The sequence below is a fragment of the Pontibacterium granulatum genome, from assembly GCF_029961155.1.
GTDB lineage: Bacteria > Pseudomonadota > Gammaproteobacteria > Pseudomonadales > Balneatricaceae > Pontibacterium > Pontibacterium granulatum.
The window spans coordinates 1-14,457 of the sequence record NZ_JASBRH010000001.1 but is presented as its reverse complement, the minus strand read 5'-3'; the positions used below and the strand labels follow the sequence as shown (position 1 = coordinate 14,457).

The 14,457-nt window shown below is 54.3% G+C and carries 14 protein-coding genes; 9 read left to right on the top strand and 5 right to left on the bottom strand.

The features are described 5' to 3' along the window. The first annotated feature begins 10 nt into the window (after positions 1-10). From hisC to QKW35_RS00030, 9 genes are all read left to right on the top strand, one after another. Entirely contained in the window at positions 11-1,114 is a 1,104-nt protein-coding gene (hisC, locus tag QKW35_RS00070; RefSeq protein ID WP_282350017.1) for a histidinol-phosphate transaminase, read from the top strand. Beyond that, positions 1,111-3,324, top strand: a complete 2,214-nt coding sequence (locus QKW35_RS00065; RefSeq protein WP_282350015.1) for a bifunctional prephenate dehydrogenase/3-phosphoshikimate 1-carboxyvinyltransferase — start codon at positions 1,111-1,113, stop codon at positions 3,322-3,324. Before hisC ends, QKW35_RS00065 begins: the two co-directional genes overlap by 4 nt. Continuing rightward, the gene (cmk, locus tag QKW35_RS00060; RefSeq protein ID WP_282350014.1) at positions 3,324-4,019 is read left to right on the top strand and encodes a (d)CMP kinase; all 696 of its coding nucleotides are present in this window, start codon (positions 3,324-3,326) and stop codon (positions 4,017-4,019) included. Before QKW35_RS00065 ends, cmk begins: the two co-directional genes overlap by 1 nt. Before the next feature lie 30 nt (positions 4,020-4,049). Beyond that, positions 4,050-5,732 carry a 30S ribosomal protein S1 gene (gene rpsA, locus QKW35_RS00055; RefSeq protein ID WP_282350013.1) on the top strand — a complete coding sequence of 561 codons (1,683 nt, stop codon included), beginning with the start codon at positions 4,050-4,052 and terminating at the stop codon, positions 5,730-5,732. 102 nt (positions 5,733-5,834) lie between these two features. Continuing rightward, positions 5,835-6,131: an integration host factor subunit beta gene (gene ihfB, locus QKW35_RS00050; RefSeq protein ID WP_282350011.1), complete on the top strand. Its 297-nt coding sequence runs from the start codon at positions 5,835-5,837 to the stop codon at positions 6,129-6,131. A gap of 36 nt (positions 6,132-6,167) precedes the next feature. Then, positions 6,168-6,473, top strand: a complete 306-nt coding sequence (locus QKW35_RS00045) for a LapA family protein (protein WP_282350010.1) — start codon at positions 6,168-6,170, stop codon at positions 6,471-6,473. Then, complete coding sequence (gene lapB, locus QKW35_RS00040; RefSeq protein WP_282350009.1) at positions 6,463-7,656, top strand: lipopolysaccharide assembly protein LapB; 1,194 nt, start codon at positions 6,463-6,465, stop codon at positions 7,654-7,656. The genes QKW35_RS00045 and lapB overlap by 11 nt, the downstream gene beginning before the upstream one ends. A gap of 20 nt (positions 7,657-7,676) precedes the next feature. Then, complete coding sequence (gene pyrF / locus QKW35_RS00035) at positions 7,677-8,387, top strand: orotidine-5'-phosphate decarboxylase (protein ID WP_282350006.1); 711 nt, start codon at positions 7,677-7,679, stop codon at positions 8,385-8,387. Positions 8,388-8,479: 92 nt separating this feature from the next. After that, positions 8,480-8,785, top strand: coding sequence for a ComEA family DNA-binding protein (locus QKW35_RS00030; RefSeq protein ID WP_282350005.1), 306 nt, complete (start codon positions 8,480-8,482; stop codon positions 8,783-8,785). Here the strand turns inward: QKW35_RS00030 and QKW35_RS00025 are convergent. From QKW35_RS00025 to QKW35_RS00005, 5 genes are all read right to left on the bottom strand, one after another. Next, positions 8,775-9,686, bottom strand: a complete 912-nt coding sequence (locus QKW35_RS00025) for an ROK family protein (protein WP_282350004.1) — start codon at positions 9,684-9,686, stop codon at positions 8,775-8,777. The genes QKW35_RS00030 and QKW35_RS00025 overlap by 11 nt on opposite strands. A 3-nt stretch (positions 9,687-9,689) precedes the next feature. Continuing rightward, positions 9,690-10,583, bottom strand: coding sequence for an AEC family transporter (locus tag QKW35_RS00020; protein WP_282350003.1), 894 nt, complete (start codon positions 10,581-10,583; stop codon positions 9,690-9,692). A 27-nt stretch (positions 10,584-10,610) separates the two neighbouring features. Continuing rightward, complete coding sequence (locus tag QKW35_RS00015; protein WP_282350002.1) at positions 10,611-11,099, bottom strand: universal stress protein; 489 nt, start codon at positions 11,097-11,099, stop codon at positions 10,611-10,613. A gap of 22 nt (positions 11,100-11,121) precedes the next feature. Next, a complete protein-coding gene (locus QKW35_RS00010) occupies positions 11,122-13,995 on the bottom strand; it encodes an FAD-binding and (Fe-S)-binding domain-containing protein (RefSeq protein ID WP_282350001.1) in 2,874 nt (957 codons plus the stop codon). 123 nt (positions 13,996-14,118) lie between these two features. After that, a partial coding sequence (locus QKW35_RS00005; protein ID WP_282350000.1) for a TRAP transporter large permease subunit occupies positions 14,119-14,457 on the bottom strand: 339 nt, incomplete at its 5' end.

Below are 14,457 nucleotides of genomic sequence, written 5' to 3'. Positions count from 1 at the left end.
GTGCTGTGGGATGAGCTGTGACTTTAAGGCATTAGCAACACCGGGCGTGCAGGGTTTGCATCCGTACCTGCCGGGTAAACCGGTAGAGGAGCTTGAGCGGGAGCTGGGGATCAGCGATATCGTCAAGCTGGCCAGCAATGAAAACCCGCGCGGTCCGGGCGAACAGGTCCGTCAGGCGGTGAGTCATGTCATTACCGATCTGAGCCGATATCCCGACAGCAACGGCTTTGAGCTGAAACGTGCTCTGAGCCAAAAGTTTGATATTGCCGAAAACTGCATCACCCTGGGCAACGGCTCAAATGATGTACTTGATCTGCTGGGGCGTACCTTTATTCGCGCCGGTGATGAGGTGATCTACTCTGAATACGGCTTCCTGGTATATGCCCTGGTGACTCAGGCGGCTGAAGCCAGCGCTGTGGTCACGCCGGCCAAAAACTATGGCCACGATCTTGAGGCGATGGCTGCGGCTATCACCGAACGTACTCGCATGATCTTTGTTGCCAACCCCAATAATCCAACCGGAACCTGGTTGGGTGAGGCCGAGCTGCGTGCTTTTCTGGAAAAGGTCCCGTCACATATCATCGTTGTGCTCGACGAAGCGTATACCGAATACGTGGCATTGAAGGATTTTCCTGACGGTTTGAAATTGTTGGGTGAATACCCAAATCTGGTGGTGACACGTACCTTTTCCAAGGCTTATGGCCTCGCGGCTATGCGTGTTGGTTTTGCCGTGGCCAATGAAGCCATTACCGATCTGCTGAACCGTATCCGTCAGCCGTTTAACGTGAATGCCATTGCACTGGCTGCGGCGGTCGCGGCGCTTAATGACGAGGCTTACCTGACTGAATCGGTGCGCCTTAACCGTGAAGGGATGGTTCAGCTCGAGCAGGGGTTGGCCAAGCTTGGCTTGGAGTGGATCCCCTCAGCAGGCAACTTCCTGACGGTAGATATGCAGCAGGATGCCGGGCCGCTGTATCAGGCATTGTTACATGAAGGGGTGATTGTCAGGCCCGTAGCTAACTACGGATTGCCAAATCATCTGCGAATTAGTATTGGTCTGCCGAATGAGAACCAGCGTTGTCTGGATGCTCTGGCTAAGGTGTTGTCTGCGTGAGTAGTTGGGTGAACAGAGTCCTGGTCATTGGTTTAGGACTGATCGGAGGCTCGCTGGCGAAAGCCTTGCGGGAACGGAGCACTAGCGCCTGTATCGTTGGCTATGATCGTGATGAGAAAGAGATGCAAACCGGTTTGCGTCTGGGTGTCATCGATGAAATGGCAACGGGGCTTGCGGAAGAGGTCTCCCGTGCTGATCTGATTGTGCTGGCGGTACCGGTGAAAGCGACCGAGGCGGTGCTGGAACAGATTAAGCCGCACCTGACTGACGGTACTATTCTGACCGATGTGGGCAGCACCAAAGGTAACGTGGTGGAAGCGGCGGAGCGCGTCTTCGGTACAGTACCCAATACCTTTATCCCGGGCCACCCGATTGCCGGTTCAGAAAAGAGTGGAGTTGCCGCGGCGGATTCACAACTTTTTAACGGATATAAGGTGATAATCACACCCCTCCCGGATTCTGACCCTGATGCAACCGCTAAGGTTGATCAGATGTGGCGTTATACGGGGGCAGAAGTCCTTAGCATGGGTGTCGCACGTCACGATGAAGTGCTGGCGGCGACCAGTCACCTGCCGCACATGTTGGCCTTCTCGCTGGTGGATACGCTGGCGCGCGAAGAGGAAAACCTGGATATTTTTCGTTATGCCGCCGGTGGCTTCAGAGACTTTACACGTATCGCAGGCAGCGACCCCACCATGTGGCACGATGTCTGTCTGGCGAATAAAGAGCCGCTTTTAAGACAGCTTGATCGTTTTACCACGGGGTTGGCCCGATTACGAAAAGCGATCGAAGAGGGCGATGGCGATATGATGCTGGGCACGTTTACCCGTGCGAAAGCCGCCCGAGAACATTTTTCCCGAATTCTTTCAGATACTGCATCTTCAAATAATATGAATAATGAAAACGTAATTTTCCGCGCGCAGCCAGGTGGCTCCGTTGCAGGGACCATCCGTGTGCCGGGTGATAAATCGATCTCTCACCGTTCCATTATGCTGGGGTCCCTGGCGGAAGGTATCACTGAAGTGAGTGGCTTTCTGGAAGGCGAAGATGCATTGGCAACCCTGCAGGCGTTTCGTGATATGGGTGTTGTTATCGAAGGGCCAAATCAAGGTAAGGTCCGCATTCACGGCGTGGGCCTAAACGGATTACAGGCTCCGCCGGGGCCAATCTATGTGGGTAACTCCGGTACCACCATCCGTCTGCTGTCCGGTCTGCTGTCTGCACAGCAGTTTGATACGGAGTTGAGTGGTGATGAGTCCCTGGCAAAACGCCCTATGGAACGTGTTGCTAAACCGCTTCGTCTCATGGGAGCAGAGATCGAAACCGGCGAAGGCGGTCGTCCACCGTTGAAAATTAAAGGTGGCCAGCCACTGAAGGCAATCCATTACGATATGCCGATGGCGAGTGCGCAGGTTAAATCCTGCCTGATGCTGGCGGGCCTCTATGCAGACGGCACAACCTCGGTAACTGAACCTGCACCAACCCGTGACCACACCGAACGTATGCTGCAGGGCTTCGGTTACGAAGTTGATGTTGACGGTAGTACTGTCTCTGTGCGCAACGGCGGCAAGCTGACGGCAACTGAGATTGACGTACCGGCGGATATCTCCTCTGCAACTTTCTTCCTGGTCGCGGCTGCAATTACCCCGGGATCCGATCTGACCCTGGAGCATGTGGGTATCAACCCAACGCGTGTGGGCGTAATCAATATCCTGAAGCTGATGGGTGCTGATCTGGAACTGCTGAACGAGCGCGAAGTGGGTGGAGAGCCGGTGGCTGACATCCGTATTCGTTACGCGCAGTTGAAAGGTATCCGCGTACCTGAAGATCAGGTACCACTGGCCATCGACGAGTTCCCGGCCCTGTTTATCGCGGCGGCGTGTGCGGAAGGCGAAACAGTGGTGACCGGTGCTGAAGAGCTGCGTGTGAAAGAAAGTGACCGAATCCAGGTTATGGTGGATGGTCTGAAGGCGTTGGGCGCCGATATTGAAGGTACTCCAGATGGCGCGATCATTCGGGGAGGCGAGCTGCATGGCGGCGAAGTCTTTGCGCACGGTGACCACCGTATTGCGATGTCCTTCACCATTGCGGCGCTGCGTTCCAGTGGTGAAATTAAGATCAACGATTGCGCGAACGTGGCGACATCATTCCCAACCTTTATTGAACTGGCACAGGAAGTGGGACTAAACGTGATTAAGGGAGACAGCTGATGTCTGAGGGAAATGAATTAGCTGCGGTAATTACCGTTGATGGGCCTAGTGGTTCCGGCAAGGGGACGCTTTGCCAGCTGCTGGCTCAGGAGCTGGGCTGGAACCTGCTGGACAGCGGTGCGTTGTATCGTCTGGTTGCATTGGCTGCACACCACCATGGCGTTGCACTGGAAGATAAAGAAGCGCTGACAGTGCTGGCCGAACACCTGGATGTGCAGTTCAGCGCCGAAGAGGGTAGCGATGGCGTCCGCATCGTATTGGAAGGTGAAGAGGTGACTGACACCATCCGTACCGAGAAAGTCGGAGGTGATGCTTCCGTTGTTGCCTCTATTCCGGAGGTGCGCGAAGCGCTGCTGAGCCGTCAGCGTGAGTTTGCCACCGAGCCGGGACTGATCGCTGACGGTCGTGATATGGGGACCGTCGTTTTCCCCGATGCGCCGCTGAAAATCTATCTGGATGCCAGTGCAGAAGAGCGAGCCAATCGACGCTATAACCAGTTGATTAACAAGGGGGTGGGTGCTAGTCTTCAAGCTATATTAGAGGACATTCAAGCCCGTGACGCGCGTGATATGAACCGCTCTGTGGCACCTCTGAAACCAGCGCAGGACGCGATCATTCTTGATTCGACCAAGCTCTCTATCGATGAGGTGCTGGCCGCTGTACTGGAAGAGGTACGACACAAAGGGCTCCGCTAACTCTGTTTAGATGGTGAGGATCGTACAGCTATGAGCGAAAGTTTTGCAGAACTTTTCGAGGAGAGCCTCCAGGATCTGGATATGGCTCCCGGTTCTATTGTCACCGGCGTTGTTGTCGCAATCGATAGTGATTTCGTGGTTGTTAATGCGGGACTCAAGTCTGAAGGGGTGATCCCCAAAGCGCAGTTTTTTGATGACAAAGGAGAGCTGACCATCACCGTCGGTGACGAGGTTCAGGTGTCCCTTGAAGCGGTAGAGGATGGCTTTGGATCAACGGTCCTCTCCCGCGAAAAAGCCAAACGTGCCGAAGCCTGGAAAGAGCTGGAAAAAGCCTTTGAACAGGATGAAATCATTACCGGTGCCATTACCGGTAAAGTACGGGGTGGCTTCACGGTCAACGTGAATAGCATCCAGGCTTTCCTGCCAGGCTCTCTTGTTGATGTGCGCCCGATGCGCGATACGACCCATCTCGAAGGGCAGGATCTCGAATTTAAACTGGTCAAACTGGACGCCAAGCGCAACAACATTGTTGTGTCTCGCCGTGCGGTCCTTGAAGCAGCGTACAACATTGAACGGGAGAAACTGCTCGAGCAGCTGGAAGAGGGCAGTGTGGTTAAAGGTCTGGTTAAAAACCTCACCGACTACGGTGCGTTTATCGACCTGGGTGGTGTGGATGGCCTGCTGCACATTACGGACATTGCCTGGAAGCGTGTTAAACATCCAAGCGAAGTGTTGAAGATCGGCGAAGAGATTGATGTAAAGGTGCTGCGCTTTGATCGCGAGCGCAACCGTGTATCGCTCGGTCTGAAACAGCTGGCGGACGATCCTTGGACGCAGTTGAAGAAAACTTGCGATGTAGGTAGTCGCGTCAAGGCGAAGGTCACCAATTTGACCGATTATGGTTGCTTCGCTGAGATTGAATCCGGCATTGAAGGTCTGGTGCATGTCTCCGAAATGGACTGGACCAACAAAAACGTTCACCCTTCCAAAGTTGTACAGATCGGCGACGAAATTGAGGTCATGATCCTCGATATCGATGAAGAGCGCCGCCGTATCTCTCTCGGCATGAAACAGTGTCAGCCGAACCCTTGGGAGCAGTTTGCGGCGACCCATAAGAAAGGTGACCGCCTCAGTGGTAAGATCAAATCCATCACGGACTTCGGTGTGTTTATCGGTCTGGATGGCGGTATCGATGGCTTGGTTCATCTGTCCGATCTTTCATGGGACGAGCCGGGTGAGGTCGCCGTGAAAAACTTCAGCAAAGGTGATGAAGTTGAAGCGCAGGTGCTTTCGGTGGATCCCGAGCGTGAGCGTATCGCGTTGGGCCTCAAGCAGCTGGCGAACGATCCATTTGCGGAATATGTAAACCAGTTTGGTAAAGGCAGTATTGTCAGCGGTGTTATCCGCGAAGTAGAAGCAAAACAGGCGCGTGTTGAACTGGCTGAAGGGGTCGAAGCGCTGTTGAAAGCATCCGACGCAAGTCGTGATGCGCTTGCTGATATGACAACTGCTTTCCATGTGGGTGATGAAGTTCAAGCGATGATCAGTAGTGTGGATCGTCGTAATCGACTGATCAATCTCTCGGTTAAACAGGCAGAGATGCAGTCGGATAAAGCTGCGATGAAGTCTGTGAATCAGCAATCTGTAGATGTGTCCGGTCCGACCACCATCGGTGATTTGATCAAGGCGCAGATGAATAAAGATAAGTCCTGATTCATGGAGGAGAGCGTAGCTCTCCTCTTTCGTTTGTAGGGATTCTGCTGTCGCGGACCATAGGCGACTCAAGAAATAAAAACGAAAATCCAGAGGCTAGCCATGACCAAATCAGAATTAATAGAACGTTTGGTTGATCGACATGACCAGTTGTCGGTAAAGGATGTAGAATTGGCGGTGAAGGCGATGCTCGATCAGATGACCGAGGCGTTGTCTCAAGGTGACCGGATTGAGATTCGTGGTTTCGGTAGTTTTAGCCTGCACTACCGTGCCCCGCGTGTCGGACGAAATCCAAAGACGGGTGAGTCAGTGGAGCTGGACGCGAAACACGTTCCACATTTCAAACCAGGTAAGGAGCTGCGAGAACAGGTAAACTCCAGCCTGGAGCAGGGGTACTGATACCCGGTAACTGTTCAACACAAGAGGTTTAGATAAGTGCGTTGGATTAAAGGTGCAATCCTCGGGTTGCTGTGTTTGTTGTTTCTGTTTGTGGGTGTAATGTTCACAATCAACAACACCGAAATGGTGGCGGTCGATCTGGTTCTGGTCAAACTGCCGGAAGCAAGCTTGTCCTTATGGCTGGTGGCAACTTTTATCCTGGGTGGCATCCTGGGGATGGCTATCAGCGTCGTGAGCATCTTGCTGTTGCGCACCCGCCTGCGTGCTGAACGTCGCCGTGTTTCCAATGCACAGAAGGAGTTGGATCAGCTGAGAACAGCTGGTTTGAAGAATGCCGCCTGAGTTAGAAAACTACCTGCTGATCGTTCCGCTTTTTCTGGCGATAGCCGCAGGTTGGTGGCTAGGACGCAGGGAACGCAATAAGGCGCAGTATCAGCGCCTTTCCAACAATATGAGTCGGGACTACTTTGCCGGACTCGATTATCTATTGAACGAGCGTACCGATGAAGCGATCGAAAGCTTTATCCGTGCGCTCGAAGTCAATTCTGATACCATTCCCGCCCATCTGGCACTGGCAAAACTCTTTCGTCGCAAGGGGGACGTGGAGCGAGCGATCCAGATCCACCAGAATCTGTTAGCGCGCCCGGATCTTGATCGCAGCGAGTTCCTGCGTGTGCAGATGGCGTTGGCACGAGATTACTACGCCATTGGCCTGTTGGACCGTGCCGAGAATCTGCTGCTGGAAATAATCCGCCAACGTCCGGTACGTGAAACACTGGTGAAAGCCCAACGCCTGTTGATCTCTCTCTACGAAAAAGAGGCTGAGTGGGAAAAGGCGTTGTCGGCAGCAGATCAGTTGCCGATGGACGAACGCAAGAAACTGAGCTGTGAACTGGCCCACTATTGCTGTGAGATGGCTGAGGCACTGATCCAGCGACACCAGTATCGTGATGCACAGTCCTACCTGCGTCGGAGTGAAATTTACGATCCGCAGGGAGTGCGAAGTTGCCTGCTTCATGCCCGTATTGCGATGGACCAGAGTGAATGGCGCCAGGCGATCAAGTATCTAAAGCTGGTGGCGGATCGGGATCCGGTGTTTGTGAGCGAAACTCTGGACATGCTGCGTACCTGTTATGGTCATCTGCGTAACGAAAAAGAGCTGAATGCATATTTGAAACAGTGCATGTCCAAGGCGCCGTCAACCAGTGTCACTTTGGCGGTGGCTGAGCAGGTTAAAGACGAGCAGGGCCTGTATGTCGCGGGCAGTTTTATCACCGAAGAGCTGAAAAAACGTCCATCCGTAAAAGGGTTTAACCGCCTGATCGATATGCATATCGAACACGGTGCTGAAAGTGCACGCGACAGCCTGCGTGTATTGCGTGGTCTGACCGGCCAGTTGGAGCTGTCTAAGCCGATCTACCGCTGCATCAGCTGTGGTTTTTCCGGCAAGACACTGCATTGGCAGTGTCCATCCTGTAAAAAATGGAGCACGACCAGGCCTATTCAGGGGCTGGAAGGCGAATAACTTAACTTGAGAGAGCTTTAATGATCAAAGATTCCAAGCGTATTATCGTTGCACTCGACTACCCAAGCCAGGCTGAAGCATTGGCGATGGCGCAGCGTCTTGACCCGACACGGTGTCGGGTGAAAGTGGGGAAGGAGTTATTTACCCGCAGTGGACCAGCGGTGGTAGAAGCTCTGCATGCGCTGGGTTTTGAAGTGTTTCTGGATCTGAAGTTCCATGATATCCCAAATACCACAGCCAAAGCCGTACGTGCTGCAGCAGAACTGGGCGTGTGGATGGTCAACGTACACGCCAGCGGTGGCCGTCGCATGATGGAAGCGGCACGTAACGAGCTGGAACAGGTCAACGGCAGCAATACCCTGCTGATCGGTGTAACGGTGCTGACCAGTATGGAGCGGCAGGACCTGGCCGATATCGGTCTGGATATTGAGCCGTTGGAGCATGTAAAACGTCTGGCGAAGCTGACTGAAGAGAGTGGATTGCACGGTATCGTATGTTCCGCGCAGGAAGTACAGCCTCTGCGTGAAATTATCTCTCCAGAGTTCCAGTTGGTAACCCCGGGTATTCGTCCAGCTAACGCCGCAGTAGGTGACCAGAAGCGTATTATGACACCGGCACAGGCATTGGAAGCCGGCAGCACCTATCTGGTGATCGGTCGCCCTATCACACAGGCTGACGAACCGGTGCAAGCGTTGGCTGACATCGAGAAGGAAATAGCCCCGCTGGTTTAAAGTGTATTGCCCCAAGCTAGGGTATTTGATACAAAGAAAGGGCTGGTTATGGATTAACCGGCCTTTTTTATCAATGACACGGAGATAGTTGTATGACCCTGCTTAGTTCAGTGCGGGCGCTGCTCGCTGTTCTTTTTCTTTCCTTCTCACTTTCTTCAATCGCGGCTCAGCCCGAGCCAATCGATTTGAACACCGCCAGTGTTCAGGAGATCGCTAAAAACCTTGCCGGTATCGGCAAAAAGAAAGCCTTGGCCATTGTGGACTATCGCAGTGCGAACGGACCGTTTATGAATGTGGACGATCTGGCCAAAGTGAAGGGGATCGGCAAAGCGACAGTGGAGAAAAACCGCCATCTGATCATTGTAGGCAAACCGGCCGTAGCGGAGGTTAAGCCTTAACCGGCGTCTGTGGCCATAACCAGGCGGCGCCGCGTACACCACTGGCGTCGCCGAACTGTGCGGGCACCAAACGGGTTGCTACGCTATCCGAAAATACGTATTCCCCCCACAAGGACGGTACTGCTTCATACAGCGAGCTTTCGTTGGACAGCCCCCCACCCAGTACAATCACCTCCGGATCGATAATATTGATAACCGAAGCTAAGCTTTTCGCCAGGCGGCGGTAGTACTGCTGGCTGATCGCCTGTGCCAGCGGATCATTGTCACGCACCAGCTTCCAGATCTGATCTGCACTGAGATCCAGGCCGCTGAGTTTCAGGTATTGCCGACTGAGTGCCGGACCGCTCAGCCAGGTCTCGATACAACCGGTCTGGCCGCAATAACAGGGTACGATAGAGATTTCGCTGTTGTTGGGCCAGGGTAGAGGGTTGTGTCCCCATTCGCCGGTGATAGAGTTCGGTCCGCACACGATCTGGCCGTTGATCACCAGTCCGCCGCCGACACCCGTGCCCAGGATGACGCCAAAGACTGAATTGGCCCCTGCAGCCGCGCCGTCGGAGGCTTCGGACAGGGCAAAGCAGTTGGCGTCGTTGGCGCAACGTACAGGTCGGTCGAGGCGTTCGCTTAGGTCCTGATCGAGCGGATTGCCGATAAGGCAGACGGAGTTAGCGTTCTTAACCCGGCCGGTTGAGGGGGAGATGGTACCAGGGATGCCGACACCCACTGAGCCGCGCCTTCCCAGAACCTGATCGGCTTCCCGCACCAGCTCACAGATACAGTCCAAGGTTCCAACGTAATCACCTTGTGGAGTGCTTACCCGTTTTCGAAACAGGGTCTCGCCGCATTGATCCAGCGCCACTGCTTCAATTTTAGTGCCACCCAGATCAATACCAATTCGCATCGTCTACAACACAAAAGCCAGGGTTAATGGGATTGCTATCAGACTTCCCATATTACCGAGTAATACGATGGAGGCAACTTGTTCCGGCTCCTGGTTGTAACGCTCGGCGACCATATAGTTCAGTACGGCAGGCGGCAGAGCGCCAAACAGGATCAGGTAACCAAACTGCATCTCACTCAGTTGCAGCACCGGTTGCAGCGCCAGCGCAATCGCGACACCGCTGAGTGGGCATAGTAATGCGCCCAGAAGGCCAATGCGCCATTTGCTGAAATCCACGCTGATCATCCTGACGCCAAGGGCAAAGAGCATCAGTGGAATCGAGATCTGGCCAAGCATGCCGATGAACGTGCCAACCGCCTCAGGCAGCGGCAGCTTGAACGTGCCCCAGAGGATGCCCAGGACGGACGCTTGGATCATTGGTATGCGGAATAGGGCCAGCGGATGGGTACGGTGATCCAGAAGATATACGCCTACCGAGAAATGCAGGGTGTTCTCGATCAGGAACAGCAGTACCGCAACCGGCAGGGCTTCTTCGCCAAACGCCAGTACGATCAGCGGCAGGCCGAGGTTGCCGCTGTTGCTGAACATCATCGGTGGTAGAAAGGTTTTTGCCTTTACGCCAATCAGGCGACACAGGGGCCAGAGCAGCAAGCCGGAACCGAGTACGACGATTGCGGCACCAATGGCGAGGTTTTGGTAGGTCCCCGGGTCAAACGACTTGGACGAGAGCACCGAGAAGATCAGGGCTGGGCAGAACAGGTCCATGTTGATCTGGTTGGCGGTGCTCATGTCGGGCTTACGGACACGCCCGTAAAAGAAGCCGACCGAAACGACCGCCACCAGAGGGAACACCGTAAGGAAGATGCGTTCGATCAGGGCGAGTGAAGTGTCTTCCATTGCAGTGTCCTAGGGCCTAGTGATAAATCAGGCGTATTTTTTACCGGTTGGCACCACAAGTACAGGCACCTTTGCGCTTTTAACGACTTGCTGGGTGGTGTGGCTGTGGTGGCCGAAGGTGTTTTCCGAGCCGATTACGATCATATCTGCATTAATTGCGTTTGCTTCGCGCAGGATGGAATCGGTGTGGTTACCCTCGATGACCACGTGCTCGATGTCCAGATCGAACGGTTCCGGCAGGCTCTGCAGCTCATCTGCACAGAATGCTGCAACACGCTCGCGCATCTGGTCCTTAATGGCGTTGATGCCCTCATCATGCATCTTCTTCACCAGGGACTCATCGAGGTAGTTTTGGATGAGCGCATGGCCCAGTTCACCGATAGGTTCAACCACGTGCAGCATGATGATTTTAGCGTTGAACTGATGCGCCAGGTTAACCGCATGACGGAAAACCGGGCGGGTGTGCTTGCCCAGGGAAGTGGTGTACAGGATGGTGTTCATCGCTGGAAGTGCCATCGTTATTTCCTCTGCTATCGGATCAGACCGAGGTGGCCTGAATACGTTGGTTTTCGTCGGTACTTGCCGTGGCACTCAATTTGGGCTGAGTGACACGGTCGACCAGATACACGATCGATTTGTAATCGATACCGCTGTGATGGCTGAGGCCAATCTCACAGGTACGGCTGGTGGAGTAACCGGTTTTACAGCTGCTTACACTGTCTTTCAGCGTGCGCAGTGCCGATGCGTTCAACTCCGGCGTACTAAAGCCTTTGTCCCCGGCGAAGCCACAGCAGGTGATCTGATCCGGAATCACAACTTCGCTGGAGCAAGCATTCATGATGCGCTTCAGTTTGTCGGCCTGGCCCATGCGGGTCGCGCTGCAGGTAATGTGCAGTGCCACCGGCTCGTTGATTGGTTCGAACACCAAACGGTCGAGCAGGAACTGGTCGATAAAATCGACGGTGTCATACAGCTTTATCCGTTCGCTGATGTTCTCGCGCAGCCGCAAGGTGCACGGACTGGTGTCCGAATATACCGGCAACTCGCCGTTGTTGGTCGCCTGCATCAGGATCCGTTCGACTTCACTCGACTTGGAGTCCGCAGCCTCAAACATTCCCTTGGACTGAAACGGCATACCGCAGCACAGCTTGTCCATATCGTCTGGATAGATCACCTCAAAACCCGCTTTACGTAGCAGGGCTTCGGTTTTATCTGCCAAAGAGGTGCGGTCTTCATCGCCACGGGCGGGACCCATGGTACGGCTGGCACAGCTAGGCAGATAAACCACCTTCGGTGCATTTGGATCAGTGATTGGTTTGTGGGTGTCGATCTTAGGTGCTGCCGTCGGCATGGACGGTGTCCATTGCTGCACTGTGCCACCGCTGGCTTTGCGGGCAAAGCCAGTCACTGCTGACATTATTTTGGTGCCCAGTACAGCATGGGTCGCATCGGCGATCTTGAAGGCTGCTTTGGTGGTTTTGGTGATGCCACCGTAGTGGTCAGCCACCCACTGCGCCAACTTGGTGTGGTTTTCGTTGTTGCGGCTGCGGATAGAGCGGGTCAGGTTGCCGGTGTTGATACCGACCGGGCAGGTGGTTGAACACAGACCACAAGCCGCACACGTGTCGGTCCCCTGGTATTGATACTCTTTCCGCAGTTCGGCCAGACGCTCTGCATCTTCGCCGGTTGCTTCAAGGCGCGCAATTTCACGCCAGAGGACAATGCGCTGGCGTGGGCTCAGGGTCAGATCGCGTGACGGGCAGGTCGGTTCACAGAAACCGCACTCGATGCACTTATCCACAATCTCGTCGGCGGCAGGCATCGGTTTCAGGTTTTCCAGATGCACCTGCTTGTTGCGGTTGAGGATAACGCCCGGGTTAAGGATCTCTTTCGGGTCGAGTAGCTCTTTCAGCTCCCACATCAACGCGTAGGCATCGGTACCCCATTCCATCTCAACGTATGGGGCCATGTTACGGCCGGTACCGTGTTCTGCTTTCAGAGAGCCGTCGTATTTTTCCACGACCATCTTGCCAACGTCGTCCATCAGGCCTTCGTAACGGGCCAGCTCTTCATCGTTGTCGAATGCCTGGGTAAATACGAAATGAAGGTTCCCCTCCAGTGCGTGACCAAAGATCAGGGCTTCGTCGTAGTGGTACTTTTCAAAGATCTGGTGCAGGTCGTGAACGGCATCCGCAAGTTGCTCAACCGGGAAGGCCACGTCTTCAATGATCACCGTGGTACCGGTCATTCGGACGGCTCCTACCGCCGGGAACAGACCTTTACGGATCGCCCAGTACTTGGCGTACTCTTCCGGGTTGGTGGTGAACTCAACCGGTTTAGAGGTTTGCAGGTGCGCAATTGATGCTTTGATCTGCTCTACCTGATCAGCCAGCAGGCCTGCTTCTGGCGCACGGGTTTCAACCAGCAGGGCGGCCGCATCTTCCGGGAGTTCGCGGATGAAGTCTGGCATGCCCTCTTTGTTTTCCACCGAGCGCAGGCCGGCACGGTCCATCAGCTCTACGGCAGACACCGGCGTGCTCTTCAGAATGGCCACTGCTTCACAGGTGGTGCGAACGGTGTCGAAGAAGATCAGGGCGGAGGCTTTGTCCGGGAATTCATCCACCGTGTGATAGGTGATCTCGGACATAAAGCCCAGTGTACCTTCGGACCCGATCATCAGGTGCTGCAGGATATCGATCGGATCTTCGTAATCGACCAGGGCGTTCAGCGAGTAGCCGGTGGTGTTTTTCAGGCGGTATTTATGGTTAATACGCTGACGCAGCGCGTCGTTCTCACGGGTCTGGCGTGCCAGGGCATCCAATGCATCCAGCAATCCTTTGTGGGACTCACGGAATGCAACAAGAGATTGATCGCTACCGGTATCCAGCTGGGTGCCGTCAGACAGCACCAGTTTCATGCTTTTCAGCGTACGGTAGCTGTTCTGGGCTGTACCACAACACATGCCGCTGGCGTTGTTGGCAGCAATACCGCCAATCTTGGCCGCATTGATCGAAGCCGGGTCGGGACCGATTTTTTTGTTAAACGGAGCCAGGTATTTGTTGGCATGGCCACCGATCACACCCGGTTGCAGTTTGATGCTGCTGGCATCGTCGGAAATCTCGTAACCTTTCCAGCCATCACCCAATTGGATCAGCACGGAATCGGTGATCGCCTGCCCGGACAGACTGGTACCGGCCGCGCGGAAGGTCACAGGAATCTGGCTGTCGGATGCCAGTTTTACGATACGGGATACTTCATCGGCAGATTCAACGCGCACTACGATCTGCGGTATAAGACGGTAAAAGCTGGCATCGGTACCGTATGCCAGTGTTCTCAGCGGATCGCTGATCAGACGTGTGTCTGGAATAAAGGATTTCAACTGATCATGAAACGCCTGATACTGCTGTTTCATAGCCCATTAACCTCACCAACGCTCTTCTGCCTGTTATTCGACAGTTATTCTTATGTGTTTTTCTTATGGGGAAAAAGGCCACCACTACGCGGGCGGTAGTGGCGGCCAAGGGATTGGCCGTGTTTAGCCGTAAGCCGTTGCTGGCAGCCACAGGACGAGTTGTGGCCAGAACACCAGAATGAGCAGGCCAAGTAACTGCAGCAAGATAAACGGGATCACCCCTTTGTAGATGTCGGACAGCTTGACGTTCGGTGGGCATACACCCTTCAGGTAGAACAGCGCGAATCCGACCGGTGGTGTAAGGAACGATGTCTGCAAGGCCATCGCCACCAACATCACAAACCACACCAGCTCAGGGTTATCCACAACACCGTAGCCGTTGATATCCAGGCCCAGGGCGGAGACTACCGGTGCCAGCAGCGGCAGGATAATCAGCGTGATCTCGATCCAGTCCAGGAAGAA